The 24,086-nt window shown below is 73.6% G+C and carries 26 protein-coding genes and 1 tRNA gene; 12 read left to right on the top strand and 15 right to left on the bottom strand.

Going from position 1 to position 24,086, the window contains the following annotated elements; all coding sequences use genetic code 11:
- The first annotated feature begins 90 nt into the window (after positions 1–90).
- Together AB0J55_RS04385 and AB0J55_RS04380 are read left to right on the top strand one after the other, a co-directional pair.
- On the top strand, positions 91–1,356 hold the full coding sequence (locus AB0J55_RS04385; RefSeq protein WP_364242613.1) for a cation:proton antiporter: 1,266 nt from the start codon (positions 91–93) through the stop codon (positions 1,354–1,356).
- An 86-nt stretch (positions 1,357–1,442) separates the two neighbouring features.
- Positions 1,443–1,625 (top strand): CsbD family protein, encoded by a 183-nt coding sequence (locus AB0J55_RS04380; protein ID WP_364242610.1) that lies wholly within the window; start codon positions 1,443–1,445, stop codon positions 1,623–1,625.
- A 289-nt stretch (positions 1,626–1,914) separates the two neighbouring features.
- Here AB0J55_RS04380 and AB0J55_RS04375 read toward each other — a convergent pair whose 3' ends face one another.
- Positions 1,915–2,682, bottom strand: a complete 768-nt coding sequence (locus AB0J55_RS04375; protein WP_364242608.1) for an SDR family NAD(P)-dependent oxidoreductase — start codon at positions 2,680–2,682, stop codon at positions 1,915–1,917.
- Between the two features lie 119 nt (positions 2,683–2,801).
- Here AB0J55_RS04375 and AB0J55_RS04370 point away from each other — a divergent pair, with 119 nt between their 5' ends.
- Positions 2,802–3,647: a helix-turn-helix transcriptional regulator gene (locus tag AB0J55_RS04370; protein WP_364242605.1), complete on the top strand. Its 846-nt coding sequence runs from the start codon at positions 2,802–2,804 to the stop codon at positions 3,645–3,647.
- Here AB0J55_RS04370 and selB read toward each other — a convergent pair.
- The 3 genes from selB to AB0J55_RS04355 form a co-directional block, all read right to left on the bottom strand.
- Positions 3,644–5,368, bottom strand: a complete 1,725-nt coding sequence (gene selB, locus AB0J55_RS04365; RefSeq protein ID WP_364242602.1) for a selenocysteine-specific translation elongation factor — start codon at positions 5,366–5,368, stop codon at positions 3,644–3,646. The two genes, AB0J55_RS04370 and selB, sit on opposite strands and share 4 nt — an antisense overlap.
- Complete coding sequence (gene selA / locus AB0J55_RS04360; RefSeq protein ID WP_364242600.1) at positions 5,359–6,642, bottom strand: L-seryl-tRNA(Sec) selenium transferase; 1,284 nt, start codon at positions 6,640–6,642, stop codon at positions 5,359–5,361. Before selA ends, selB begins: the two co-directional genes overlap by 10 nt.
- Positions 6,642–6,736, bottom strand: a tRNA-Sec gene (locus tag AB0J55_RS04355). The genes selA and AB0J55_RS04355 overlap by 1 nt, the downstream gene beginning before the upstream one ends.
- 53 nt (positions 6,737–6,789) lie before the next feature.
- Here AB0J55_RS04355 and selD point away from each other — a divergent pair.
- Genes selD through AB0J55_RS04340 form a run of 3 tightly spaced genes read left to right on the top strand, consistent with a single transcriptional unit; the run spans position 6,790 to position 8,652 of the window.
- Positions 6,790–7,782 carry a selenide, water dikinase SelD gene (selD, locus tag AB0J55_RS04350; protein ID WP_364242597.1) on the top strand — a complete coding sequence of 331 codons (993 nt, stop codon included), beginning with the start codon at positions 6,790–6,792 and terminating at the stop codon, positions 7,780–7,782.
- Positions 7,783–7,842: 60 nt separating this feature from the next.
- A complete protein-coding gene (locus AB0J55_RS04345) occupies positions 7,843–8,055 on the top strand; it encodes a DUF2795 domain-containing protein (RefSeq protein WP_364242594.1) in 213 nt (70 codons plus the stop codon).
- Positions 8,056–8,085: 30 nt separating this feature from the next.
- Positions 8,086–8,652, top strand: coding sequence for a cysteine hydrolase family protein (locus tag AB0J55_RS04340; protein WP_364242591.1), 567 nt, complete (start codon positions 8,086–8,088; stop codon positions 8,650–8,652).
- A gap of 87 nt (positions 8,653–8,739) precedes the next feature.
- Here the strand turns inward: AB0J55_RS04340 and AB0J55_RS04335 are convergent, their stop codons facing one another.
- Positions 8,740–9,642 (bottom strand): serine hydrolase, encoded by a 903-nt coding sequence (locus tag AB0J55_RS04335; protein WP_364242588.1) that lies wholly within the window; start codon positions 9,640–9,642, stop codon positions 8,740–8,742.
- Entirely contained in the window at positions 9,639–10,514 is an 876-nt protein-coding gene (locus AB0J55_RS04330; protein ID WP_364242585.1) for a LysR family transcriptional regulator, read from the bottom strand. The genes AB0J55_RS04335 and AB0J55_RS04330 overlap by 4 nt, the downstream gene beginning before the upstream one ends.
- 99 nt (positions 10,515–10,613) lie before the next feature.
- On the opposite strand from AB0J55_RS04330, the gene bla reads away from it, so the two are divergent.
- Positions 10,614–11,525, top strand: coding sequence for a class A beta-lactamase (gene bla, locus AB0J55_RS04325; RefSeq protein WP_364242582.1), 912 nt, complete (start codon positions 10,614–10,616; stop codon positions 11,523–11,525).
- Here the strand turns inward: bla and AB0J55_RS04320 are convergent.
- The 6 genes from AB0J55_RS04320 to AB0J55_RS04295 form a co-directional block, all read right to left on the bottom strand.
- Positions 11,522–12,166 carry an NAD(P)H-dependent oxidoreductase gene (locus AB0J55_RS04320; RefSeq protein ID WP_364242580.1) on the bottom strand — a complete coding sequence of 215 codons (645 nt, stop codon included), beginning with the start codon at positions 12,164–12,166 and terminating at the stop codon, positions 11,522–11,524. The two genes, bla and AB0J55_RS04320, sit on opposite strands and share 4 nt — an antisense overlap.
- 74 nt (positions 12,167–12,240) lie before the next feature.
- The gene (locus AB0J55_RS04315) at positions 12,241–12,471 is read right to left on the bottom strand and encodes a hypothetical protein (RefSeq protein WP_364243409.1); all 231 of its coding nucleotides are present in this window, start codon (positions 12,469–12,471) and stop codon (positions 12,241–12,243) included.
- 103 nt (positions 12,472–12,574) lie between these two features.
- On the bottom strand, positions 12,575–13,840 hold the full coding sequence (locus AB0J55_RS04310; RefSeq protein ID WP_364243406.1) for a helix-turn-helix domain-containing protein: 1,266 nt from the start codon (positions 13,838–13,840) through the stop codon (positions 12,575–12,577).
- A gap of 41 nt (positions 13,841–13,881) precedes the next feature.
- Complete coding sequence (locus tag AB0J55_RS04305) at positions 13,882–14,544, bottom strand: alpha/beta fold hydrolase (RefSeq protein ID WP_364242577.1); 663 nt, start codon at positions 14,542–14,544, stop codon at positions 13,882–13,884.
- A gap of 14 nt (positions 14,545–14,558) precedes the next feature.
- Positions 14,559–15,650 carry an FAD-dependent monooxygenase gene (locus tag AB0J55_RS04300; protein ID WP_364242574.1) on the bottom strand — a complete coding sequence of 364 codons (1,092 nt, stop codon included), beginning with the start codon at positions 15,648–15,650 and terminating at the stop codon, positions 14,559–14,561.
- Positions 15,647–16,336: a TetR/AcrR family transcriptional regulator gene (locus tag AB0J55_RS04295; protein WP_364242571.1), complete on the bottom strand. Its 690-nt coding sequence runs from the start codon at positions 16,334–16,336 to the stop codon at positions 15,647–15,649. Before AB0J55_RS04295 ends, AB0J55_RS04300 begins: the two co-directional genes overlap by 4 nt.
- Positions 16,337–16,760: 424 nt before the next feature.
- On the opposite strand from AB0J55_RS04295, the gene AB0J55_RS04290 reads away from it, so the two are divergent.
- Positions 16,761–17,189 carry a DoxX family protein gene (locus AB0J55_RS04290; RefSeq protein WP_364242569.1) on the top strand — a complete coding sequence of 143 codons (429 nt, stop codon included), beginning with the start codon at positions 16,761–16,763 and terminating at the stop codon, positions 17,187–17,189.
- On the opposite strand, the gene AB0J55_RS04285 is transcribed toward AB0J55_RS04290, so the two are convergent.
- Complete coding sequence (locus tag AB0J55_RS04285; RefSeq protein ID WP_364242566.1) at positions 17,186–17,701, bottom strand: VOC family protein; 516 nt, start codon at positions 17,699–17,701, stop codon at positions 17,186–17,188. The genes AB0J55_RS04290 and AB0J55_RS04285 overlap by 4 nt on opposite strands.
- Before the next feature lie 386 nt (positions 17,702–18,087).
- Here AB0J55_RS04285 and AB0J55_RS04280 point away from each other — a divergent pair, with 386 nt between their 5' ends.
- Together AB0J55_RS04280 and AB0J55_RS04275 are read left to right on the top strand one after the other, a co-directional pair.
- Positions 18,088–18,720 carry an NAD(P)H-binding protein gene (locus AB0J55_RS04280; protein ID WP_364242563.1) on the top strand — a complete coding sequence of 211 codons (633 nt, stop codon included), beginning with the start codon at positions 18,088–18,090 and terminating at the stop codon, positions 18,718–18,720.
- A gap of 162 nt (positions 18,721–18,882) precedes the next feature.
- Positions 18,883–19,794 carry a hypothetical protein gene (locus AB0J55_RS04275; RefSeq protein ID WP_364242560.1) on the top strand — a complete coding sequence of 304 codons (912 nt, stop codon included), beginning with the start codon at positions 18,883–18,885 and terminating at the stop codon, positions 19,792–19,794.
- Positions 19,795–19,861: 67 nt separating this feature from the next.
- Here AB0J55_RS04275 and AB0J55_RS04270 read toward each other — a convergent pair whose 3' ends face one another.
- Positions 19,862–20,374, bottom strand: coding sequence for a lytic polysaccharide monooxygenase auxiliary activity family 9 protein (locus AB0J55_RS04270; protein ID WP_364242557.1), 513 nt, complete (start codon positions 20,372–20,374; stop codon positions 19,862–19,864).
- A 263-nt stretch (positions 20,375–20,637) separates the two neighbouring features.
- Here AB0J55_RS04270 and lexA point away from each other — a divergent pair, with 263 nt between their 5' ends.
- Entirely contained in the window at positions 20,638–21,291 is a 654-nt protein-coding gene (lexA, locus tag AB0J55_RS04265; protein WP_364242554.1) for a transcriptional repressor LexA, read from the top strand.
- A 1-nt stretch (position 21,292) separates the two neighbouring features.
- Here lexA and AB0J55_RS04260 read toward each other — a convergent pair whose 3' ends face one another.
- Positions 21,293–22,498, bottom strand: coding sequence for a cytochrome P450 (locus AB0J55_RS04260; RefSeq protein WP_364242551.1), 1,206 nt, complete (start codon positions 22,496–22,498; stop codon positions 21,293–21,295).
- A 108-nt stretch (positions 22,499–22,606) separates the two neighbouring features.
- On the opposite strand from AB0J55_RS04260, the gene AB0J55_RS04255 reads away from it, so the two are divergent.
- Entirely contained in the window at positions 22,607–24,058 is a 1,452-nt protein-coding gene (locus AB0J55_RS04255; protein WP_364242548.1) for an MFS transporter, read from the top strand.
- The last annotated feature ends 28 nt before the right edge of the window (positions 24,059–24,086 follow it).

Here is a 24,086-nt window from a genome sequence, read left to right as displayed (position 1 = left end):
AATCCGGGCCGCGGCGCGCCTCTCCCCGGCCACGCTACTCGGCCCCCGGGCACCCGGCCGAGCGGGGAGCGCGCGGGCAGGAGGAGGATTTTGTCGTCGTTGACGGTGTTGTTCGGGGTGGCGGGGCTGCTCGCGCTCGCCGCGGCGATCGTGCCGAAACTGGTCGCGGACCGGCCGTTCTCGGTGCCGCTGGTGATGCTCGCGGCCGGGATCGTGCTCGGGCTGCTGCCGCTGCCTGCCCCCTACGGCGACGGCTGGAGCGACCCCGCCGCCCACCTGCACGGCGTGGAGTCGTTCGCGCAGCTGGGCATCCTGGTCGCGCTCGCCGGGGCGGGCCTGTCCGTCGACCGCCCGTTCGGCCTGCGGCGGTGGGGTTCGACGTGGCGGCTGCTGGCCTTGACCATGCCGCTGTCCATCCTGGCGATCGCCGTGCTCGGGTACTGGTGGCTCGCCCTCGCGCCCGGCGTGGCGCTGCTGCTGGCCGCCGCCTTGGCGCCGACGGACCCGGTGCTGGCGGGCGACATCGGGGTCCCGCACCCCGACGTCGAGCCGGAACTGGCCCGGGACAACGAGATCCGCTTCACCCTCACCACCGAGGCCGGCCTCAACGACGGCCTGACCATGCCGTTCGTGCTGCTCGGCCTGGCGCTGGTGGGCCACGAGCCGCACCTGGACCTGTCCTGGGTGCTGGTCGAGCTGCTGCTGCCGCTGGCCGTCGGTGTGGTGGCCGGCCTGGTCACCGGCCGGGTGCTGGGCTGGGCGATCTTCCGGACGCCGTCGGACCGACTGCGGCTGGCCGAGTACGCCGACGGGCTGGTGCTGCTCGCACTCGCCTTCGTGCCCTTCGCGCTGGCGGAAGCGGCTCACGGCAACGGGTTCGTCGCCGTGTTCGTCGCGGCCGTCTCGGTGCGCACGCAGGAGCGCGAGCACGAGTACCACGGCGTCCTGCACGCGTTCGGCCACCAGCTGGAACGGCTGTTCGTCCCGATCGCGCTGCTGGGCCTGGGCCTGGCGCTCGGCGACGGCCTCCTGCGCGGCCTGCGTCCGCTGGAGGTGGTGCTCGCGGTGGTCGCGGTGCTGGTGGTGCGGCCGGTGGCCGGCTGGCTGTCGCTGCTCGGCGCGCCGTCGCCGGGACGCCCGGCGACGGCGGCGATCGCGTTCTTCGGCGTCCGCGGCATCGGCACGCTCTTCTACCTGGCCTACGCCCTCGACCGGGAGCCGGTGCCGCAGCAGGACGTGCTGTGGCGGGTCGGGGCGCTGGCCATCGCGGTTTCGGTGGTCGTGCACGGGATCCTGGCCGAGCCGGCGATCCAGCGGATCGAGCGGATGGGCGGACATCTGCCGGCCGATGTGTAGACCCCGAACCAGTGGGTAACCCGATGTCAAGGCCCTTTTGGCGACTGGCCGATCCGGAAATGTCGCCGCAACGGAAGGTGCACTCGATGAACGACAAACTGGAAAACAAGGGCGAAGAGCTCAAGGGCCGGGCCAAGGAAGCCGTCGGCGACGCCACCGGCAACGAGCAGTGGCAGGCCGAGGGCAAGACCGACCAGGCCAAGGGCTCGCTGAAGCAGGCCGGTGAGAAGGTCAAGGACGCCGTGAAGGGCGTCACGGACAAGGACTGACACAGGTTCCCGCTGCCGCACCCCGCATCCCGGGGTGCGGCAGCGTTCGCGTCCGGGGGCTGCGCCGCCCTGATGCGGTCCGCGAGTGGTTCCACTGGTTCTTCTTCGTCCAGCCGAAGAAAACTTCGCCGACTTCCACCGCGCGATCCAAGACCCGGCCACGGCCACCGCGATGCTCGAGGACTACCGCGCGGGCCTCGGCGCCGACCGCGCACGACGACGCCGGCCACGTGGCCGAGGAGAATCCCCAAGCTCTCGCCGCTGCTCTGGGCGAGTTCTTCGCCGGCCTTCAGCGGTAACGCGAGGCGAGTTCCGGGCGCTGTCCCCCGAACGCCGCGAGGTCGGCCGCGAAGACAGCGTCCAGCAGGCCCGGGTCCTCGACCCCCGGCGCGGTGACGACCTCGCCGAGTTCGAACCCGCGCAGGCTCGCCGTGACGACATCGGCGGCGGACATCCGGGGCACGGCGCTCAGGTCGAGCCCCTGCCGCTCGTGGAACTCGGTGGCGACCACACCCGGGCACAGCACCTGCACCCGCACGCCGGTCCCCTCGAGCTCGGCGTTCAGCGTCTGGGACAGCGCGACCAGGTACGCCAGCGATCCGGCGTAGACGGCCCGGCGGGGCATCACGGACGGGCCGGCCGGGCCGCTGAACGCGATCATCCCGGCCACGTTGACGATCCGCCCCTCGCCGCGGTCCCGCATGCCCGCGACCGCCGCGCGGGTGAGCATGGTGGGCGCGGCGACCTTGACATGGACGAGTTCGTGCGCCTTGTCCGCGGGCAGCTCGGCCAGCGGCATGTAGTGGGCGACGCCGGCGTTGTTGACGAGCATCGTCAGCGGTTCGGTGGCGCAGATGGCGGCCACCGCGGCGACGCCGTCGTCGGTGGACAGGTCGGCGGCCACCGTGCGGGCACCCGGGTGGGCGGCGGCGAACTCGGCGAGGCGGTCCTCGCGGCGGCCGGTGACGATCAGGTCGTAACCGGCGGCGGCGAGGCGTTCGGCGAAGGCCCGGCCGATGCCGGAGGTGGCGCCGGTGACGAGGGCGAGCTGGTTCATGGGATTCCTTTCGGTCACCTCCCACGATCGGCGCGCCCCACGAGGGCAGGAAGTGGTCCGGTTTTCCTGGGAACGGCAGTACCAGGACAACGGGCGATCCGGCTTGCACAATCGGAGGTATGGCGTCCACCGGACTCGGCATGGCCCTGCGGCACTGGCGCGATCACGTCTCCCCGCAGTCCGTCGGCCTGCCCGCGGGCGGGCGCCGGCGCGCCGCCGGGCTGCGGCGCGAGGAGCTGGCCCAGCTGGCCGGCATTTCCGCCGACTACGTCATCCGGCTCGAACAGGGCCGCGCCACCACGCCCTCGGCCCAGGTCGTCGAGGCGCTGGCCCGCGCCCTGCGCCTCCCGCAGGAGGAACGGGCCCACCTGTTCCGGCTGGCCGGTCTCGCCCCGCCCGGTCCCGGCACGGTGCCCCGGCACATCACGCCCAGCGTCCACCGCCTGCTGGACCGCCTGGCGGGCACCGCTGTCGCCGTGTTCGACGCCGCCTGGAACCAGCTGCTCGCCAACCCGCTCTACACGGCCTTGATGGGCGAACGGCACGGCGACGACCTCAACGGCGTCCGGCGCAACTTCCTCGGTCCGGACAGCCGCGTGCGGTACACCCCCGAGTCGCGCCGCGCCCTGGAGGCGGCGCTGGTCGCCGACCTGCGCCGCACCGCCGGCGAGTACCCGGCCGACCTGGAGCTGCGCGCGCTCATCGCCGATCTGCGGCGGCGCAGCGCCCGCTTCGCGCAGCTGTGGGACTCGGGCGCGGTCGGACGGCACGAAGCCGCCCGCAAGACCGTCGACCACCCGGACGTCGGCGCGCTGACCCTGGACTGCGACGTCCTCAGCGTCGCCGGCAGCGACCTGCGCATCATGGTCTACACCGCCGAACCCGGCACGGAGGACGCCGACCGCCTGGCGCTGCTGGGCGTCATCGGGACGCAGTCGCTCGGAGTCGAGGAGCGGCGGAGCTAGCCGGTCGTCCGGCGGGTGCCGTCGCCGAGCGGCTCGGTCCGGCCCGCCGCGTCGAGGCGTTCCAGCAGGGGGATCATCACCCGCCGGGTGCTGTCGAGAGCCCGCCGCGCCTCCGAGACCGTGAACGGCTGCGGCAGCCGGCGCAGCTGCGCCACCGCCTGTTCTTCCGCGTCCGGGCCGAGCACGACCCCTTCCGCGACCGCGGTCAGCCGGCCCAGCCGGACGGCCGCGGCCAGTTCCCGCCGGCCGAGGCCCAGCGCCCGCAGCTCGTCCGCCTCGGGCGCGCGAAACGGGTGCTCGGCGAGCCGTTCCCACACGATTTCGACGGCCTTCTCGACGGCCGGGGCGAGGCCCGCGCCCGGACGGCGGACCAGCCCGCCCGTCACCTCCAACCCGGTGCCCCGCAGCACCGGCACGACCAGCTCCGGGGCAGGCAGCCCGAGTCGCTGCCGCACCGCCTCCACCGGCACGCCCGCTGCCGTGCTGTCCCACCCGCCGACGATTCCGGCCACCTGCGCGCGCAACTCGGCGAACCGCCCGGGGTCGGCACACCACTCGCCCAGCCGCTCCCCCGTCTCGGGCAGCCCCATCGCCGTGAAATCCGCCGCGCGCACGAAACCGGTGCGGCGCAGGTACGTCCGGGCCAGGTCGGGGTCGGCCAGCTCGTGGCCACGGGCCCGCGCCGCGCCCCTGCGGGACAGCGCGGGCGGGTCGACGTCGAGGACGTCGAACCCGGCGGCGATCCGGTGCTCGCCGGGGTCACGCACCAGGCCGCGGTCCCCGGCCCGCAGCGGCAGCGCGGTCGCCGTGGCCAGCCGTGCGGTGTCCGTCCCGAGTGGACGGACCAGGACCGGCACCGCCGCCGTGCCCAGGTGCAGGACGAGCTCGCGGTGCAGGTCCGAGGCGGCCGCGCCGCGCAGCCGGACGTCGAACTCGGCCGTGGTGCGCCACCGGCCGGGGGTGAGCAGGACGTCGCCGCGCCGGACGTCACCCCGCGCGGCGCCGCGCAGGTTCACCGCCACCCGGGCCACCGCGCCGACCCGCTCGCGCGGTTCGCCGAGCGACTGCAGGCCGCGGACCTTCACCCGCGACGAACCCAGCCGCAGCTCGTCCCCCACGGCGATGGTGCCGGCGGCCAGCGTGCCGGTGACGACCGTGCCCGCGCCCGCGATCGTGAAGGCGCGGTCGATCCACAGCCGGACGTCGGCGTCCGGATCGGGCGCGGGCAGGCCGGCGGTGAGCTCGCCGATGGCCGTGCGCAGTTCGCCGAGGCCGGTGCCGGTGGTGCCGCTGACGGCAACGCTCGGCACGGCTCCCAGCGAGGTCTTCGCGATCTCCGCCAGCGCGGAGGCCGTCGCGGCGGCCGGGTCGGCGCGGTCGGCCTTGGTGACGACCAGCAGGCCACGGCGGACACCGAACGCGTCCAGCGCCGCGAGGTGCTCGGCCGACTGCGGCATCCAGCCCTCGTCCGCGGCGACGACGAACAGCACCGCGGGCGCCGGTCCGGCGCCGGCGAGCATGTTGGGCACGAACCGCTCGTGGCCGGGCACGTCCACGAACGCGACGTCCTCGTCGCCGATCCGGGTCCACGCGAAGCCGAGGTCGATGGTGAGGCCCCGGCGGCGTTCCTCGGCCCACCGGTCCGGCTCCATCCCGGTCAGCCGCCGCACGAGCGTGGACTTGCCGTGGTCGACGTGCCCGGCGGTGACGATCACCCGCATCGGCGGACGGCTTCCAGCAGGCGGGTGTCCTCTTCCGGCCGCACGGTCCGCAGGTCGAGCAGGCAGCGGTCCTTGACCACCCGGCCGGCCACCGCGGGGCGGCCCGTCCGCAGCGCGGCCGCGTACCCGGCGGGCAGGCTCAGCGCGACGCTGGGCAGCTCGACGCCGGGCGCGCCTCCGCCGCCGACCGCCGCCACCGACTCGACGACGTGGACGTCGACGCCGGCCAGGGCCTTGGCCAGGGCCTCGGCGCGGTTCCGGAGGTGCTCGACGGGCGCGGCGAGGGCCTCGCGCACCGGCGGTTCCGGGCCCCGCAGCGTCGCCTCGAGCGCGGCGAGGGTGAGCTTGTCCACGCGCAGGGCCCGCGCGGCGGGGTGGCGCCGCAGCCGTTCGACGACGGCCGCGTCCCCGAGCAGCAGCCCGGCCTGCGGGCCGCCGAGCAGCTTGTCGCCGCTGGCGGTGACGACGGTGGCGCCCGCCCGCAGCGCGCCGGCCGCGTCGGGCTCGGCCGGCAGCAGCGGGTGCGGGGCGAGCAGGCCGGAGCCGATGTCGGCGACCAGCGGCACGCCGAGGCCGGCCAGCTCGCCGAGCGAGGCTTCCGAGGTGAACCCGGTGACGCGGTAGTTCGACGGGTGGACCTTGAGCACGAACCCGGTGTCGGGGCCGATCGCGGCGGCGTAGTCGCGGATCGACGTCCGGTTCGTGGTGCCGACCTCGCGCAGCCGGGCGCCCGCGGATTCCAGCAGGTCGGGCAGGCGGAACCCGTCGCCGATCTCGACCAGCTCGCCGCGGCTGACGACGATCTCGCGGCCCGGCGCCAAGGCGAGCGCGCAGAGCAGCAGCGCGGCCGCGTTGTTGTTGACCACGTGCACCGCACCGGCGTCCGGGACGGCCGCGGCCAGTGCGGCGAGCGCGCCCCGGCCGCGGCGGGCGCGGCTGCCGGTCGCCAGGTCGAACTCGACATCGGTGGCGCCGCCGGCCGCGACGAGGGCGTCCCGCGCGGCCTCCGAAAGGGGCGCCCGGCCGAGGTTGGTGTGCACGACGACACCGGTCGCGTTGAGCACCGGCCGCAGCGAGGACGCGCTCTCCGGGAGCCGGGCCAGCACGGTGCCGACGACGTCGCCGGGGGCGATACCGCCCGCCCGCGCCGCCCGCTGGACGTCGGTGACCACGGCTTTCACCAGGTCCCGGCCGAGCGTCCCGGCGGCCTTGGCGATCCGGGGCTCGGCCAGGACCGCGTCGGTCCGCGGGATCGCGCGGCGCGGGTCAGGCATGGCGGAGGCGGACGGGAATCGAACCCGCCAGCGGCAGTACCTGCCGTTCGACGGTTTTGAAGACCGCGCCGGTCACCAGGCCGGATACGCCTCCCTGCACCATGGGGCCATCCTGCCAAGTTCGCGCCCGGCGGGCACGATGAACCGATGGGTTACCGGCTGACGCAGTACGCGCACGGTGGCGGCTGTGCGTGCAAGATCCCGCCCGGCGAGCTCGAGGCGGCCGTGGCCGGCCTCACCGGCGCCTCGCCCGTCTCGCCGCCGGGTGAGCTGCTCGTCGGCCTCGACACCGGCGACGACGCGGCCGCGGTCCGGATCGCCGGGGACACCGCATTGATCGCCACCACGGACTTCTTCACCCCGGTCGTCGACGACGCCTACGACTGGGGCCGGATCGCCGCGGCCAACGCGCTGTCCGACGTCTACGCGATGGGCGGCACGCCGGTGGTGGCGGTCAACCTGCTCGGCTGGCCGCGGGAGACACTGCCGTTCGAGCTCGCCGCGGAAGTCCTGCGCGGCGGACTCGACGTCTGCGGCCAGGCCGGGTGCCACCTGGCCGGCGGGCACAGCATCGACGACCCGGAACCGAAGTACGGCCTGGCCGTGACCGGTGTCGCCGACCCCGCGCGGCTGCTGCGCAACGACGCCGGCCGCGCCGGCCTGCCGCTGACGCTGACGAAACCGCTGGGGATCGGCGTGCTCAACTCGCGGCACAAGGCGACCGGCGAACGGTTCGAGCAGGCGATCGAGGCGATGACGACGTTGAACGCGCCGGCGTCCCGGGCCGCGCTGGCCGCCGGGGTTTCCTGCGCCACCGACGTCACCGGGTTCGGCCTGCTGGGGCACCTGCACAAGCTGGCGCGCGCGAGTGGCGTGACGGCCCGGGTGGACCCGGCGGCGGTGCCGTACCTGGAGGGCGCGCGGGAGGCGTTGCGCGACGGGTACGTCAGCGGGGGTACGCGGCGGAACCTCGACTGGGTCGGCCCGCACGCGGACCTGTCCCGGATCTCGGTGGACGAGGCTTTGCTACTGGCGGACGCGCAGACCTCCGGCGGGCTGCTGGTCGCCGGGGAGCTGCCGGGGCACCCGGTGATCGGGTCGCTGGAGCCGCGGTCGGAGCACACGATCGTCGTCGGCTGAGTTTCCCGGCCGGGCGGCCCGGGTACGTGACGGGCAAGCGAACCGATCAGGAGGTGTGCGATGTCCGATCCGGACCGGACCAGCCTCGAACAGCACCTGTCCGAGACCGAGTACCCCTGCGGCCGCGACGAGCTCCTGCGCCGCGCGGCGGCGGCAGGCGGCGGCGACTCGGTGCTCGGCTCCCTGGGCGGCCTCCCCGGCGGCGACCGGTACGAGAACTTCGACGCGGTGTGGGCGGCGGTGTCGGCCAAGCACATCGGCGGAGCGCCCTGAATTGTCGGTGCCGGTCGTTAGGGTGGCGCCATGACGACTCTGCCCGACCGCCCGCACACCGCCCTGCTCGTCGTCGACGTGCAGAACGGCGTGATGGAACCGGCCCACGACCGTTCGAACGTCCTCGCCAACATCGTCACCCTGGTGGACCGCGCCCGCGCGGCGGGCACCGAGGTGGTGTGGGTCCAGCACACGAGCGACGAGCTGCCCCGCGGCAGCGCGACGTGGGAGTACGTGCCGGAGCTGGTGCGCCGCGAGGAGGAACCGCTGGTGCACAAGCTGTACGGGGATTCGTTCGAGGACACGGATCTCGAAGAGGTGCTGGCGGCCCGCGGCGTCGGCAGGCTGGTGGTGACGGGGGCGCAGACGGACGCGTGCATCCGCTCGACCCTGCACGGCGCGTTGACGCGGGGTTACGACGTGACGCTGGTCGAGGACGCGCACACGACGGAGGACCTGTCGGCGTATGGGGCTCCGCCGCCGGGCCAGGTCATCGCGCACACGAACCTGTACTGGAAGTACCAGACGGCGCCCGGGCGGACGGCTGGGACCGTGCCGGCGGCTGAGGTGGAGTTCGGGGTGACGGCCCCGGCCTGAGTTTCTCCGAGACGGGCTGCCGGGATCCCGAGCCCCGCGGCACCGCCGGAGGCCAGGTCGGCCGCCGCGGGTCCCCGACCGGTTTTCTCACCGGCCGCGCAGGTGGTCGCGCAGGGTCCGGGCCACCCGGGCCGCGAGGACCTCCGCCTCCGGCTGGAGGACCGCCGGGACGCGGGACTCGGTCAGGGCCACCACCGCGAACACGCCGCCGTCGGCGTGCTCGACCACGCCCGCCTCGTGGCGCAGGTTCAGCAACGTCCCGGTCTTCGACGACCAGCGGGCCGCGTCGGAGGCGAAATCGGGGGTCAGCCGATGGCGGATCACGTTGTGCGCCATCAGTTCGCGCACCCCGGCGGCCACCGACGGGTCGATCTTCGACGGCGTCCACAGGGCCTGCAGCAGCTCCACCAGCGCCCGCGCGGACGCCGAGTTCGCGCGGGTGACGTCGAGCTGCGGGAGCCGGTGGCCGTGGCCGGCGGTCGCCGCGCCGATGGCGAGGGAATGGGCCAGGTCGGCTTCGCCCGCGTCGAACCGCTCGGCCGGGGTCTCGACGAGGTCCCGCATCGGGTGCCGCACCGCGATCCCGCCGAGGCCCCACTCGCCGAGCAGGCGCGTGACGTCGGCCGGCGGCGTCAGGCCGAACAGGACGTCGGCGGCCGTCCCGTCGCTCAGCGACGTGCTCAGGTACAGCAGATCCTCGAGGGCGACGCGCGCCGGGTGCCGGAACCGGGTCAGCCCGATCGGGCCCGGCGTGGTGACCCCGCCGGGAGCGACCTCGAGCGGGGTGGCCCGGTCGAGCTCACCGCGGCGGATGCGCTCCAGCGTGGCGGCGGCCAGCGGCACCTTGACCAGGGAGGCGATCGGGTACTCGCGGTCGGGATCGATCCCGAGTTCGGCGCCGGACCGCAGGTCGCGGACGAGGAACGAGCCGCGCAGGCCGCCTTCGGCCAGTTCGGCACGCAGGTTCCGGACCAGCGCGGAGGAGGTCACCGTCCCGCTCCCAAGCAGCGGCCGACCGCGTCCCTCAAGGTCGTCCGCAGCAGGTCCGTGTTCTCGCCCGCGACGGCCGCCACACCGAATCCCCGTGCCGGCTCCAGCTCCCCGATCCCGCGCCACGGCAGGCCCAGCTCTTCGGCCTGCGCGGCCGAGCACAGCAGCAGGTCCGCCGAGGCGAACACCTCGGCCGCCGCCGCCGTCAGGGAATCCGCCACCTGCACCTGGGCCGGGGACAAGCCCACCGCGTCCCGGACCCGCAGGACCCGGTCGCGGACGTGCGGTACGTCGTCTTCCGGCTGGATCCACACCCGCCGCCGGGTGGCCGCCGAACGGCCCGCCCGCAACGTCTCCAGGAACACCACCCGGCCCGGCGGGAACGTCACGGCGGCCACCCCCAGCGGTACCGACCACACGCCCTCCTCTGCCGGGACGGCCGTGAGCGCCACCCGCACCTCGCTCGTGCGGACCAGCTCCGCCCGCTCCCCCGGCTCCGCCGCGCGGAACTCCAGGTGGACCTCCAGCGCGCGGGCCTCCGCCGCCAGTCCGGCGAGTTCGCGGACCCCGCACGTCGCCGGCACCGCGACCCGGATCGGGCGCAGCCGGGCGCGTTTCGCGTCGTGCTCCAGCGTCTCGGCCAGCCGGACCAGGCGGCGGGCCCCCGGCAGCATCTCCCGGCCGAACGGAGTCAGCCGGGCGCGGCGGGTCGACCGGTCGAAGAGCCGCTCGCCGAAGTGCCGCTCGAGAGCCGCGATGCGGCGGCTCGCCACCGGCTGCGGAATGTGCGCGAGCGCGGCGCCCGCCGTGAAACTCCCCGTCTCGCTCACGCTCACGAACGCCCTGCAGCCGCCGACCAGGTCCACGACCACACTCTATGCCGGTTCCGCATCGAACCGCACGTTTCCGTCTTGGACAGCATGAAGCGACCGGGGAACACTGCGGAAGATCACCACGGAAGGAAGATCCCAGTGCCGTTCCCCCACGCCCGGTGGGCCGCGCTCGCCGCGCTGGTCCTCGTGCCGCTCACCGCCTGCACCGCCGAACCACCGCCGCCGGCCCCCGCATCAACGGCCACGGCCTCCACGGCCACGGCGGCCCCCGCGCCGGACTTCGCCCCGCTCGAACGCGACTTCGACGCCCGCCTCGGCGTGTACGCCGCCGACACCGGCTCCGGCCGCGAGATCGCCCACCGCGCCGACGAACGCTTCGGCTACGCCTCGACGCACAAGGCGTTCTCCGCCGCGGCCGTCCTCCAGCGCACGAGCCTCGACGGGCTCGCGAAAACCCTCACCTACACCCGGGCGGACCTGCAGCCGAACTCCCCCGTCACGGAAAAGCACGTCACCACCGGCATCTCGCTGCGCGACGCGATCGACGCGGCCCTGCGCTACAGCGACAACACCGCCGCCAACCTGCTGTTCCGCGAACTCGGCGGCCCGCCGGGGCTGGCCGCCGCGCTGCGCGGGATCGGCGACACGACCACGCACGCCGACCGGATCGAACCCGGTCTCAACGACCTCGCGCCCGGCGACATCCGGGACACGAGCACCCCGCGGGCGATGGCCGGCAGCCTGCGTGCCTTCGCGCTCGGCCCCGCGCTGCCGCCCGCGAAGCAGACCGTGCTCACGGACATGATGCGGGCCAACACGACCGGCGCGGCGTTGATCCGGGCGGGCGCGCCGGCGGGCTGGGCCGTCGCCGACAAGACCGGTACCGGCAGCTACGCCACCCGCAACGACATCGCCGTCGTCTGGCCGCCGGGGCGGGCACCGATCGTCCTGGTGGTCATGTCCAGCCGCCAGGCCGAGAACGCCGAGCACGACGACCGGCTGATCGCGCGAGCGGCGAAGCTGGCTCTCGACGCCTTCGGGCCGGGTTAACCGAAGAGCCGTCCCACTGCCGCGGAGACGTCGTCGAGCCACGCGGCCCGCTGGGCGGCGTCGGCGTCGGCCACCACCCGCAGCACCAGCCGGCTCACCTCCGGCTCCCCCAGGTAGGGCGCGAGGCAACGCCGCCAGATCGCGTCCAGGGGGTCGCCGAACAGCGTCCGCTCGCGCTCCTCGGTGGTGTCGGAGGTGTTGACCACCAGCAGCCGGCGCAGGGACAGCAGCGACTCCGGGGCGCCGCCGGCGTCGTCGAGGCGGTAGGCCACGCCCGGGACGAGGATCCGGTCGAGCCAGCCGCTGAGGATCGCCGGCGGCTTGCCCCACCAGTTCGGGTGGACCGCGACGAGGCCGCCCGCGGTCGCCAGCTCCGCGCGGTGCCGCCGTACCAGCGGGTCCGGTTCGGCGGCAAGGAACTCCTCTGCCCGCGTCCCGCTGGTGTAGGCCTCTTCGGCGGTCAGCACCGGGTCGAAGCCTTCGGCGTACAGGTCGTGGAACCGCACCGGCACCCCGGCGCGGTCCAGCGTGTCCACCACCCGCGAGGCGAGGGCGTGGTTGAAGCTGCCGGGCCGCGGATGGGCGAGCAGCACCACCACCGGGGCCGGGTTGTCGATCACCACGACGCGCCAGTCTGCCACGCGTGGCCGCCTTCGTCCCGGACGTCGCGCATCAAGCGCGGACGCGGTGCCGCCGGTCCACTCCGGACCGCGGTTCAGCCGGCGTTGGCGAGCAGCCCCGGCTCCGGCGGCGCACTCCGCAGCAGGCACGGGTGGCACGGCATGCCGCGCAGCCCGTCCAGCACCTCGGCGTCGGCGGGGAAGATCGGTTCGCCGCAGAGGGCCGTCAGGTGCCCCGGCACCGGGCCGGCGGGGACGGGGATCAGGTGGCAGACGCGTCTGCTCTCGCCGACGACACCTCGGCGTAGCCGCACCAGCGCGAGCATTCCACCGTTCTCACCCATGGGAGCACGGTAAGCGGAGATCGCCGCGCCGACTTCGTGTCCGGGACCCAACGATCTTCGGCACCGGTGGTCCGCGGCACCAAAGTCACGCCGGGGAGAGCACGGCGCCGCCCAGCCGGCGGCACAGGGTGAGCGCCAGCTCGACGTCCAGCCGTCCCTCGCCGAGCCCGCGCGGCAGCAGGTCCTCCGCCTTGCGGACGCGGTACTGGACGGAGTTCTTGTGCATCGTCAGCTCGGCGGCCGCCGCGGTGTAGCTGCCGCCGGAGGCGAGGAAGACCCGCAGCGTCTCGCGCAGCCGCCCGCAGTTCTCGTCGTCGGCGGCCAGCGGCCCCAGCGTGCTCGCCACCCACAGCCGGGCGGCGTTCAGGTCGCTGCTCAGCAACGCCGCCGTGCCGACCTCCCGGAAGGTCAGCACGCGGTCGCAGTGCTCCCCCGCGGCCAGCGCCAGCGCGTGCACCCGGCGGGCCTGCTGGTGGGTGTCGCGGAAGCCGCCGACCCCGGTCCCCGGCTCCCCGACGGTCACCCGCACCCCGGGTGCGCCCTCCGCGAGGGCCGCGTCGAGGTGCTCGCGGCCGACCACCGCGCCCGGCGCGAGCGGCAGCCACACCCAGGCACTGGCCTCGTCGCGGGGCACGAACAGCGGCCGCCCCTGCCCGCGGACGCGCTCGAACACCGACCCCGCGACCGACTCCAGCAACGACAGCGCGTCGTCGGCGAAGCCTTCCGACGCGTGCCAGACGATCATCCCCACGTGCCTCCCGCGCAGGCGGTAGCCGATCACCGCCTCGGCCGCGTCGACGTCGGGCGGGCCGCCGTTCCCGTCGAGCAGGTCGGCCACCTTCGCCGCCCGCGCGGCACTGCGGTTGAGCAGCCAGCGGTCGCGTTCGTCCTGGTAGACGCCGACGAGCTGGCGGACGATCCGGGTGATGAACTCGTAGGCGACCCGCAGCAGCCGGCGCATCATGGCCCCCAGCAGGGCCGCGTCGTCGACCGCCCGGATGCACTCCTGGAACCCGAAGTCGAGCATCGCGGCCTGCCCGAGGTCGTAGGCCCGGATCAGGTCGAACACCGGGGTGCCGCGCTGGGCCAGCCGGCGCGCGTACTCCACCGCCGCGGCGGGCGGCTCGACGGTCGCCGGGTCGATGCCGTGCCGGAAGATCTGCAGCGCGGTCTCGATGTTCTGGTAGACGCTCGACGACAGCAGGCTCACCATGCGCTCGTCGTCGTTGACCAGTTGCGGCAGGTCGGCGGCGTACAGCTGGACCAGTTCGCCGGTGAGTTCGCCCGCGCGGTCCGCGAGGGTGGCGGCGATCTGCCGGATGCGCTCCGAGACGGCTTCTTCGTCCACGATGGAGTCCACCATGGAGCCACCTTAGGGGGTGCTGCCTCAAGCTAGGCGAGGAAGTCGTCGATCAAGTCGAACGTCGCACCGGGAGCCTGCAGCGCCGGCATGTGCCCGGCGCCCGGGATCACCTCGAACCGCGCGTCGGCGAACGCGGCCGCGTACGCCTTGCCGAACGGCGGCGGGACGACCGTGTCGTCCTCGCCCCAGATCAGCAGCGCCGGGTTCCGCACCCGGGCCAGGCGGCGCAGCAGCTTCGGGTCGGCCAGGCGGTCCCCGGCGTAGGCGCGCATCGCGGCCAGGTCGGCCGGGTCCGGCCCCGGCGCGCCGGGCGGCGGCTGCGGCAGCCGCACCGGGTGCCCCTCGATTTCCGGGCCGATCGCGTCGAGCAGCACGAGCTTGCCCAGGCGCCGCCCGCGGTCGCGGACGGCCAGTTCGGCCGCGACCCAGCCGCCGAAGGAGCTGGCCACCACGGCGACGTCCGCGAGGTCCGCGTCGTCGAGGAGGTCGAGGTAGGCCAGGGCCAGGTCGTCGACCCCGGTGCACCAGTCCGGACGCGGCGTGCCGGACCAGCCCGGGTGCATCGGCGCGAGCACCCGGGCCCGCGGCGCGAAGTGGTCGACGACGGGGGCGACGCCGCGGGGGCCGGCACCACCGTGGAGGACGAGCACGGTCCGGTCGCCGGTGCCGGTGTCGAGGAGGTCGAAGGTCACAGGTCTTCCTTTCGTCAGCGCTGCGCGGCGAACCGCGTCATCTGCTCGACCATGGCGTCGGGTGCGCCGGGGGCGAAGCACGCTTCGAGGCTGCGCGCGGAAAGCCGGGCGGCTTCTTCGGCACGGGGGAACATCGCGGTCTCGTAAGCCGCGAGAGCGCTTTCGACGTCGTCGTGTCCGGCCAGCGCGAGGGCGAGCTCGGCGGCGTCGAGCATGGCGAGGTTCGCGCCCTCGCCGGCGAAGGGCGACATGACGTGTGCGGCGTCGCCCAGGAGTGTCACGCCCGGGACGCGGGCCCAGCGGTGGCCGGCCGGCAGGGCGTGGATGGGGCGCGGGATCAGGGCACCGTCGCTGTCCGCGACCAGGGCCCGCAGCGCGGGGTCGAAGTCCGCGAAGAGCTCGAGCAGCCGGCCCCGGTCCGCGAGTTCCGCGGCCGCGGCCGGGTCCGCGGTGCCGACGGCGGCGTACACCCGGATCGTCCCGGTGCCGGTGCGCTGGGCGATCAGCCCCCGGCCTTCGGCGAGCGCGAACATCGACCCCGCCCCGACCAGCGCCGCGTGCCGTCCGTCCACATCGGACAGCCGGGCCTCCACGAAGGACATCCCGGAATAGCCGGGCACGGCCGGGGAAAGCAGCGGGCGGACCTTCGACCAGGCGCCGTCGGCGCCGACCACCACCTCGGCCTCGACGGTTTCGCCGGTGGCCAGGGTGAGCCTTCCCGGCGACACCGCGGTGACTTTGGCGCCCCAGCGGACCACGCCGTCCGGCAGCGATCCGGCCAGGATCCGCTTGAGCTCGCCGCGGTCGGCTTCCGGCCGCGTCCCGTCGCCGCCGGCCTCCTCGAACCGGACCGTGCCGTGGCGGTCGAGGATGCGCAGCGCCTCGCCCTCCTCCCGGACTACGGCGCGGAACTGCGCCGTCAGCCCGGCCTCGGCCAGTGCGCGCTGACCGGATTCCTCGTGCAGGTCGAGCGTGCCGCCCTGGTCGCGGGCGGTCGCCGAGGCTTCGAGCTCGTAGACGGTCGCAGGGATCCCGCGCGTGTGCAGGATCCGGGCCAGCGTGAGGCCGCCGAGGCCGCCGCCGACGATCGTGACGGAAGGGTTCACCGGATCTCCCCGGGTTCGGGGCGCGGGGTCGCCAGCGCGCCGTTGAGCAGCGCGTCGAACGCCCACCGCGCGCGGGCGGGGCCGGGACCGGACACCAGGTCGGCGGCCAGCGCGGCGATGTGCGGGTGGGTCCGCGGCGACACCGTCGCCACCGACTCGGTCATGGCCTCGTGCTCACGGGCGGCCCCGGGCCGCTCCCGGCGCGTGCCGTGCTCGACGGCGGTCGCGGTGGCGGTCAGCAGCAGCAGGTCGACCGCCCACGCGGCCTGCCCCGGCGCCATGCCGCCCTCGTCGAGCAGGGCCAGCACCGCCTCGACGAGGGCCAGGTAGTGCGGGCCGCTCAGCCGGGTCACCAGCGCGACCCTGGCCAGGCTGGGATGGGCGAACAGCACGGCGCGGTAGGAGTCGAGCACCGCCCAGAGCCGTTCCCGCCAGTCGCCCCCGCCGGCGAGGTCCACCTCGGCGAGCAGCTCGTCGAGCACCGCGGCGTGCAGTTCCTCGGTGTCCTTGACGTAGACGTAGAGCGAGGCCGCCCCGGTGTCGAGCTCCTTGGCGAGCCGGCGCATGGTGACGCGTTCGACGCCTTCGGCGCGCATCACCGCGACGGCGGCCGCCACGATCCCTTCGCGCGTCAACGCCGGTTTCGCCGGCCGCTCCCGGCGGTTGTAGGTGCTTCCCGAAGCCATGCGGCCAGCATAGCGAACATGTTCGTGACGAGCACGTTCGGGCCGAACATGTTCGGCGGTGCGGCATCACGACGGAATAACAGATCATTCGGACGCAGCGAATACGGCAATCGGATCCACGATTTTGTTAAGTTGGCCGTTAAGCGCCGACATCGAAAGACTCGAAAATTTCACGAAAGAACAGACCGCTTTCCTAACTGGTCTGGACCACCGGAGGAAGATCACCCGTACGGCGGCTTTTCCTTGTACGCCAACGTCGCTGAGTGATCACCCGGACCGGGTCGCCATTTTGGAAAGCGCCTTACCCGACCTCGGGGTCTTGTGACAACTCCCCACGGGCGGTATATCTGGAACACCGAATTCGCAGCGGCCGGTCGCGCCACCGGCCGGTTCGATGCCGCCCGCTCCCGCCAACGGAGGCACCATGCACCGCCTTGAACCGGCCCGCGAACACGTCATCGGGCTCTACCGCATCGTCATCGGGTTCCTCTTCACCTGCCACGGCCTCAGGACGATCTTCGGCCTCTTCGGGGCGAAGAGCACCACCGCCGTCACCGCCTGGCCGGGCGGGTGGGCCGCGCTGATCCAGCTGGTCTGCGGCACGCTGATCTGCGTCGGCCTCGCCACCCGGGCCGCCGCCGTGCTCGGCTCCGGCTCGATGGCCTTCGCGTACTTCACCGTGCACCTGCCGCAGGGGCTCTTCCCGATCCAGAACGGCGGCGAAGCGGCCACCCTGTTCTGCTGGGGCCTGCTCCTGGTCGCGTTCGTCGGCCCCGGCCGGTTCGCGCTCGGCAACCTCCCGGTCCTGCAGCGCTCGTCGGAGCCCGCCCGGACCCGCGTGACCGCCGGCTAGGTACGCGAGATCCCGACGCCGCTGCGCGCGTCGGGACCGTACTTCGCCAGCTCCGCCGCGAGGTCCAGCCGGCCGATCGACGCGCTCTTCGCCCGGTCCTCGTCGGTCAGCAGTTCGCGCGGGATGATCCAGACGACTTCGAACTCGATCCCGTCGGGATCCTTGGCGTACAACGACTTCGTGGTGCCGTGGTCGGACGAGCCGACCAGCGCGCCGGCCTCGTCGAGGCGCGCGGCGAGCCGCTCGAGGTCCCCGAGGGTGTCGACCTCCCACGCGAGGTGGTACAGCCCGACCGAGGTCCGCCCGGCGCCGGAACCCGCGGCGTCCGGGCCGACCTCGAACAGGCCGAGGTCGTGGTCGTTGGTCGAGCCGGGCGCCCGCAGGAAAGCCGCGCCGCGGTGGAGGTCGCCGTCCGGGATGTAGCCGAACCCCAGGACGTCCCGGTAGAAGGCGACGCTCTCGGCCACGCTCCGCACGTACAGCACGGCGTGGTTCAGGCGGAAGATCGACATCGGTGCTCCACGGTCCCGGCGGCGCGCGAATCGGTTGAAGTTTCAACTTAAGGCTAGGCGCGGACCCGGGACCGGTCAAGCCACCCGGAGCCGGCCGAGCCAGGCGCGGCCGCTGCGGACATGCCGGAGACCCACTCTCGGTACCCCCGATGACCGACCGGGCGACAAACCTTCGACACCGGATCGAGGCCCTGGTCAGGGCGGCCGCCGGTTCGTAGGGTGGGTCCACCGCAGGACATCCCGTCAGCCGTCCCGCGGGCGGTGGTGCCCCGGATCCGACCTTTCCCCGAAGCCAAGTCCGGGGCACCACCGCACCCCTCCGCCACGAGTTAGCTTAGCTCTAAGCTAGACTTCTTAGCGCTAAGCAAACTACTGGGAGGGAACCCATGCGCATCACCGTGTTCGGCGCCGCCGGCGCCGTCGGCCGCCGCGTCGTCGCCGAAGCCGTCACCCGGGGCCACGAGGTCACCGCCGTCGTCCGCGACCCGCGCCGCGTCGCCGGCCTGCCACCGGAAGCCGCCGTGCGCACCGGCAACGCCGCCGACCCCGGCGACGTGGCCTCGCTCAGCCGCGGCCAGGACGTCGTCATCACCGCCACCCGCCCGGCACCGGGCCGCGAACCGGAACTCGTCGACGTGACCCGGAGCCTGCTGAAAGGACTGGCCGGAACCGGCGTGCGGCTGCTGGCCGTCGGCGGCGCGGCGAGCCTGCGCACCGCAGGCGGCACGACGGTGCTCGACGCGCCGGGCTTCCCCGCCGAGCTGCGCCCGATCGCAGCGGCATGCCAGGCCCAGCACGACGTGTACCGCGCCGACGACACGGTCGACTGGACCTACGCCAGCCCGCCCATGCTGCTGGAGCCCGGCGAGCGCACGGGCCGCTACCGCCTCGGCGGCGACGACCTGCTCGTCGACGCGGACGGCCGGTCCGCGATCTCGATGGAGGACTTCGCGGTCGCCTTGCTGGACGAGGTCGAACGGCCGCGCCACCACCGAACCCGCTTCACCGCGGCCACCTGATCGCCCGGCTCCGGCGGCAAGACTCGCGGCGAGCCTGCAGCCGGCCCCCATGCACCACTGTTCCCCATACCCGGGAAATCCCGGAAAACCGGTGATTGTTCCACCCGGCACCGTTCACCGAACAATTGCTCACGCCGACGAACCAGGAGATTGAGACCCTCGGTGACGATCGTCCGGGCGCAGCGCCATAATCTGCCGATGGCATCCGGCGAACCCGATCGGCGCGACCGCACGCTCAATTCCCTGAGCGGCTCTGCCCACGGTCCCGTGGTCCAAGCAGGCCACATCCAGGGCGACTTTCATTTCCACCCGCCGGCTCCGGCGGCGGATTCCTCAGCGGATCACGGGCGGGGCACCGGCAATTCGGAAACCGCGCTCGCGATCGGGGAAAACGGCGCCGGACCGGCCGCTCTGGTTCTGCTCACCGCCAGTGCGCTGCTCGTCCTCTTCGCGATCACCGGCTGGGCGATGCTCGTCTTCACCGCGGGGCACCACCGTCCCCTGCTCGGACCGGCGCTGGCTTCCGGACTCCCCCTCGGCGCGGTGTACGCCGGCGCCGGAGCTGCGGGCGTGCTGGTCTTCCTCTGCGGAGGAGCGATGAGCACCGGCCGACGCGCCCACTGGAGGCAGTGGATCATCGTGGTCCTCGTCCTGGCCGGGTTGACCTTCGGCGCCGTGAAAGCCCTCGGCGGCTCGCCGTTGTCCGCCGTCAACCCCTTCACCGCGACCCGAGGGTCAGCCGGGGAGCCGATTCCGTCCGAGACGAACAGCGCGGCCCCGAACGACAAGGCTGTCGCCGATCACGTGGTGACCATAACCAGTGATCCGGTCTACGGCATGGTTTTCGAACCCGGATCCGTGGACGTCACGACCGGGGACACGGTCACGTTCCACAACCGCACCCGGACCGCGTGCAACTTCCAGAGCAGCATCGGTGAGCTCCCCCTGGATCACGACCGTTCTCCCACCGTGCCGGCCGGCAAGGACCTGGTCCTCACCTGGCCGGGCAAGGGGCTGTGGGCGTTCCACTGCCGGGGAGGAGACAGCCGCGAAATGACGGTGGGCGCCCATTGAACCCGGTCCGAGCGGCCACCGTGAACGCCACGGCCCGGGAGCCGCGCCGCTCCCGGGCCGTGGTGGCTCAGCTCACCTGCAGGTCGATGCAGGCGTAGAACGCGTTGGTCGTGTCCGCGATGTTCCACACCGCCAGCACCGTCTGGCGGCCGGTGCGGCTGCCCAGGTTCACCTGGTGCGCCACCGTCGCCGGGGGCTGCTGGTCGTTGCCGCTCACCTCCGCGATCTTCTGGTTGCCGATGAAGTACTGGTAGTTCGACGTGCGGTGGCGGGCGGTGAAGGTCCACGTGAACGTCACCGTGCGGCCGACCGGGGCCGCGCGCCAGCCCTTGCCGTTGTCGTTCAGCTCGGCGAACCGGGACACGCCGCCGTTGCAGGACTTGAGGCCCTTGGGACCCTCGACGCTCTGGGGTTCGTACTGGATCGCCCCGCACTGCACCGTGTGCTGGGCGCATTGCGCCTGCCGGCTGGCCGGCGAGCTGACGTACCCGTGCGCGCTCGCGATGCCCGCCGGGTTCAGCACCACCAGCACCGGGGCCAGGAGTGCGCCCGCCGCGGCCGCGACCAGTTTGCGGTTCATACCAGCTCCTTCGGGGACAGGCTCGCCTCCCGCCGCCGGGCACGGCGGAGCTGCGCCCCGGACGGGCCGCCGCGTCGGAAGGGTTACGAGCGAAGGAAAATTGTGGTCTAGACCATACGTCCATCCGTTACGAAGGTCAACGGCTGGCAAAGTCCCCGCCAGTGTTGGTAAGACGCCAACTGTCACCCGGTGTTCCGGTCAGCGGGACCACGTGCCGGGGACCGGACGGCGAGCGACGGGCCGCAGCCCCTAGGATCACGCCCGTGACCACCTACGACGACACGTTCGAGCACCTCGACCCCTCGATCCTGCCGGAGCGGCAGCAGAAGATCCTGGTGGCGATCCGGGACTGGGTGGTCCGGCACGGCTACTCCCCCAGCACCCGCGAGATCGGCGAGGCCGTCGGCCTGCAGTCGACGTCGTCGGTGTCGAAGCACCTGGCCGCCCTCGAAGACAAGGGGTACCTGCGCCGGGGCGCGGGGGTCTCGCGGCCGATGGACGTGCGCGCGTTCCTGCACGGCACCGCCGCCCCCGAAGACGGCGATTCGGTGCCGGTGCCCGTGGTCGGCGACATCGCCGCCGGTACGCCGATTTCGGCCGTCGAGCAGGTCGACGACGTCCTCAAGCTGCCGCGCGACCTCACCGGGCGCGGCACCGTCTTCGGGCTGCGCGTGCGCGGGGACTCGATGATCGACGCGGCCATCTGCGACGGCGACATCGTCGTGGTGAAGCAGCAGTCCGAGGCGCACTCGGGGCAGATCGTCGCCGCGATGATCGACGAAGAGGCGACCGTCAAGGTGTACCGCCGCCGCGACGGGCACGTCTACCTCGAGCCCCGGAACCCGGCCTACGACGTCATCGACGGCGACCGCGCCGTGATCCTGGGCGCGGTCGTGTCGGTGCTGCGCAGCGTCTGACCTACCAGGTGACCGGCAGTTCGTAGACGCCGTACACGGATCCGTCGTGCTTGAACGGGATCCGCTCGACGTCGGTGGCCAGCGCCAGCGTCGGGATCCGCCGGTAGAGCGTGCCGTAGACGACCTGCAGCTCGAGCCGGGCCAGCGGCTGGCCGAGGCACTGGTGCACGCCGAAGCCGAAGGCCACGTGCCGGTGCGAGTCGCGGGTGAGGTCCAGCCGGTCGCCGTCGGGGAACGCCTCCGGGTCGCGGTTGGCGACGTCGTTGGCGAGGATCAGGCCCTCGCCCGCGCGGATCGTCCCGCCGGCGATCTCGATGTCCTCGAGCGCGACGCGGCGGCGGCCGTTGTGCGTGATGTTCAAGTACCGCAACAGTTCTTCGACGGCCGACGCCACCAGCGCCGGGTCGTCGGACTCGCGCAGCAGGGCCAGCTGGTCCGGGTGCTCCAGCAGCGCCAGGGTGCCGAGCGCGATCATGTTCGCCGTCGTCTCGTGCCCGGCGATGAGCAGCAGCACGCCCATCTGCGCCGCCTCGGTCCGGGACAGCTCCCCGGCGTGGACGCGGGCGGCGAGCCCGGAAAGCAGGTCATCGGCGGGCGAAGCCAGTTTCTCCCCCATCAGCCGGTCGAGGTAGCCGACGAGCGCCTGGTGCCCGGCCGTCCGCTCCCCCGGCTTCACGTCGCGCCGGATGATGAGCTTGCTGTTCTCCTGGAAGAAGTCGTGGTCGGCGTACGGGACGCCGAGCAGCTCGCAGATCACCAGTGACGGCACCGGCAGCGCGAACGCCTCGACGAGGTCGACCGGGTTCGGGCCGGCCAGCAGCTCGTCGATCAGGTCGTCGACGATCTTCTGCACCGCCGGGCGCATCGCGGCGACGCGGCGGATGGTGAACGGCGCGGTCACCATCTTGCGCAGCCGCGCGTGTTCGGGGTTGTCCATCAGGATGAAGCTGATGCCGGTGCCGCCCTTCGGCAGCGGCGCCGGGCTCGGGTAGCCGGGCCGGGTGATGTCGGCGCTGACCCGCGGATCCGCCAGCAGCGCCCGCTGGTCGGCGTAGCGGGTCACCAGCCACGGCGTGCTGCCGTCCCACAGGCGGACGCGCGCGAGCGGGGCTTCCTCCTGCAGGGCCCGAGCCGCGGGCGGCGGGTCGAACGGGCACCCCGCGGCGCGCGGCATCGGGAACTCGGGGATCTCGGTGGTGCTCGTCATCGTTCCTCCGCGGTGGCCGTCAGTTCGTGAGCAGTCAACCGAAGACTGCTAAGCTAAGTCAAGCGACTGATTTAATTCGCCCCGCCTTCTATCACCGGAGGACCGCTCGTGTCCGATCCATCCCGAGCCGCCGGGGAGGCGTCGCCGCGCGCGAACCTCGTCGTCGCGGTCCTCGCCCTCGCGGGCATCACCGTCTCGCTGATGCAGACGCTGGTCATCCCGCTGATCCCGGCGCTGCCCGGGCTGCTGCACGCGTCCGCCGCCGACGCCACCTGGGCCATCACCGCCACCCTGCTCGCCGGCGCGGTGGCGACGCCGACCATGGGCCGGCTCGGGGACATGTACGGCAAGCGGCGGATGCTGCTGATCAGCCTCGGCGCGCTGGTCGTGGGCTCGGCGATCGGCGCGCTCTCCGACAGCCTCGTGCCGATGGTCGCCGGGCGGACCCTGCAGGGCCTCGCCGCCGGCGTCATCCCGCTGGGCATCAGCATCATGCGTGACGAACTGCCCGCCGAACGGCTCGGCTCGGCCACCGCGCTGATGAGCGCGTCGCTCGGCGTCGGCGGCGCGCTGGGCCTGCCCGCGGCGGCACTGCTGGCCGAAAACGCCGACTGGCACGCGCTCTTCTGGACCGCGGCCGGGCTCGGCGTCGTCGTGACCGCGCTGGTCGTCGCGCTCGTGCCGGAGTCGCCGGTCCGCACCGGCGGCCGGTTCGACGTGCCCGGCGCGGCCGGGCTCTCGGTGGCCTTGGTGTGCCTGCTGCTGGCCATCTCGAAGGGCGCCGACTGGGGCTGGGGCAGCGGCGCGACGCTCGGGCTGTTCGCGGCCGCCGCCGTCGTCCTGCTGCTGTGGGGCCACTGGGAGCTGCGGACCCGGCAGCCGCTGGTGGACCTGCGGACGAGCGCGCGGCGGCAGGTGCTGCTGACGAACATCGCGTCCGCGGTGTTCGGGTTCTCGATGTTCGCGATGTCCCTGGTGCTGCCGCAGCTGCTGCAGCTGCCGGCGGCCACCGGGTACGGCCTCGGGCGGTCGATGCTCGTCGTGGGCCTGGTGATGGCGCCGTCCGGGCTGGTCATGATGGCGCTGGCGCCGGTGTCCGCGCGCATCACGCGGACCCGCGGCCCCAAGACCACGCTGATGGCCGGCGCGGTGGTCGTCGCGGCAGGGTACGCGCTCGGCGTCGTCCTGATGAGCGCCACCTGGCACCTGGTGCTGATCTCGTGCGTCATCGGCGCCGGCATCGGGCTGGCCTACGGCGCCATGCCGGCGCTGGTCATGGGAGCCGTGCCGGTGTCGGAGACCGCCGCCGCCAACAGCCTCAACACGCTGATGCGCTCGATCGGGACGTCGGTGTCGAGCGCCACCGCCGGGCTGATCCTGACCCGGCTGACCATCTCGTTCGGCCCGGCGACCCTGCCGTCGCAGGACGGTTTCCGGCTGGTGCTGGGGATGGGGTCGGCGGCGGCGCTGATCGCGCTGGCTGTCGCCGCGTTCCTGCCCCGGTGGTCGCCGGCGGTGGCCGCGGCGGCCCGTCCGGAACCCGCGGCCGCGGCACGCTGACCGGGCGCGCACCGCCGTGCGGCCGGTG

This window comes from Amycolatopsis sp. NPDC049688, assembly GCF_040674975.1.
In the GTDB taxonomy this organism is placed as follows: Bacteria; Actinomycetota; Actinomycetes; order Mycobacteriales; family Pseudonocardiaceae; genus Amycolatopsis.
Note: the sequence above shows the minus strand (reverse complement) of the source record. Positions and strands in the feature narration are given on the sequence as shown.

Coding starts and splice junctions, on each gene's coding strand:
- AB0J55_RS04280 (WP_364242563.1), top strand. CDS start 18,088: ATGCGCATCACCGTGTTCGGCGCCGCCGGCGCCGTCGGCCGCCGCGTC.
- AB0J55_RS04290 (WP_364242569.1), top strand. CDS start 16,761: ATGCACCGCCTTGAACCGGCCCGCGAACACGTCATCGGGCTCTACCGC.
- AB0J55_RS04380 (WP_364242610.1), top strand. CDS start 1,443: ATGAACGACAAACTGGAAAACAAGGGCGAAGAGCTCAAGGGCCGGGCC.
- AB0J55_RS04315 (WP_364243409.1), bottom strand. CDS start 12,471: ATGCTCGCGCTGGTGCGGCTACGCCGAGGTGTCGTCGGCGAGAGCAGA.
- AB0J55_RS04295 (WP_364242571.1), bottom strand. CDS start 16,336: ATGGCTTCGGGAAGCACCTACAACCGCCGGGAGCGGCCGGCGAAACCG.
- selA (WP_364242600.1), bottom strand. CDS start 6,642: ATGCCTGACCCGCGCCGCGCGATCCCGCGGACCGACGCGGTCCTGGCC.
- AB0J55_RS04345 (WP_364242594.1), top strand. CDS start 7,843: ATGTCCGATCCGGACCGGACCAGCCTCGAACAGCACCTGTCCGAGACC.
- AB0J55_RS04340 (WP_364242591.1), top strand. CDS start 8,086: ATGACGACTCTGCCCGACCGCCCGCACACCGCCCTGCTCGTCGTCGAC.
- AB0J55_RS04285 (WP_364242566.1), bottom strand. CDS start 17,701: ATGTCGATCTTCCGCCTGAACCACGCCGTGCTGTACGTGCGGAGCGTG.
- AB0J55_RS04260 (WP_364242551.1), bottom strand. CDS start 22,498: ATGACGAGCACCACCGAGATCCCCGAGTTCCCGATGCCGCGCGCCGCG.
- AB0J55_RS04375 (WP_364242608.1), bottom strand. CDS start 2,682: ATGAACCAGCTCGCCCTCGTCACCGGCGCCACCTCCGGCATCGGCCGG.
- AB0J55_RS04270 (WP_364242557.1), bottom strand. CDS start 20,374: ATGAACCGCAAACTGGTCGCGGCCGCGGCGGGCGCACTCCTGGCCCCG.
- selB (WP_364242602.1), bottom strand. CDS start 5,368: ATGCGGGTGATCGTCACCGCCGGGCACGTCGACCACGGCAAGTCCACG.
- AB0J55_RS04370 (WP_364242605.1), top strand. CDS start 2,802: ATGGCGTCCACCGGACTCGGCATGGCCCTGCGGCACTGGCGCGATCAC.
- selD (WP_364242597.1), top strand. CDS start 6,790: ATGGGTTACCGGCTGACGCAGTACGCGCACGGTGGCGGCTGTGCGTGC.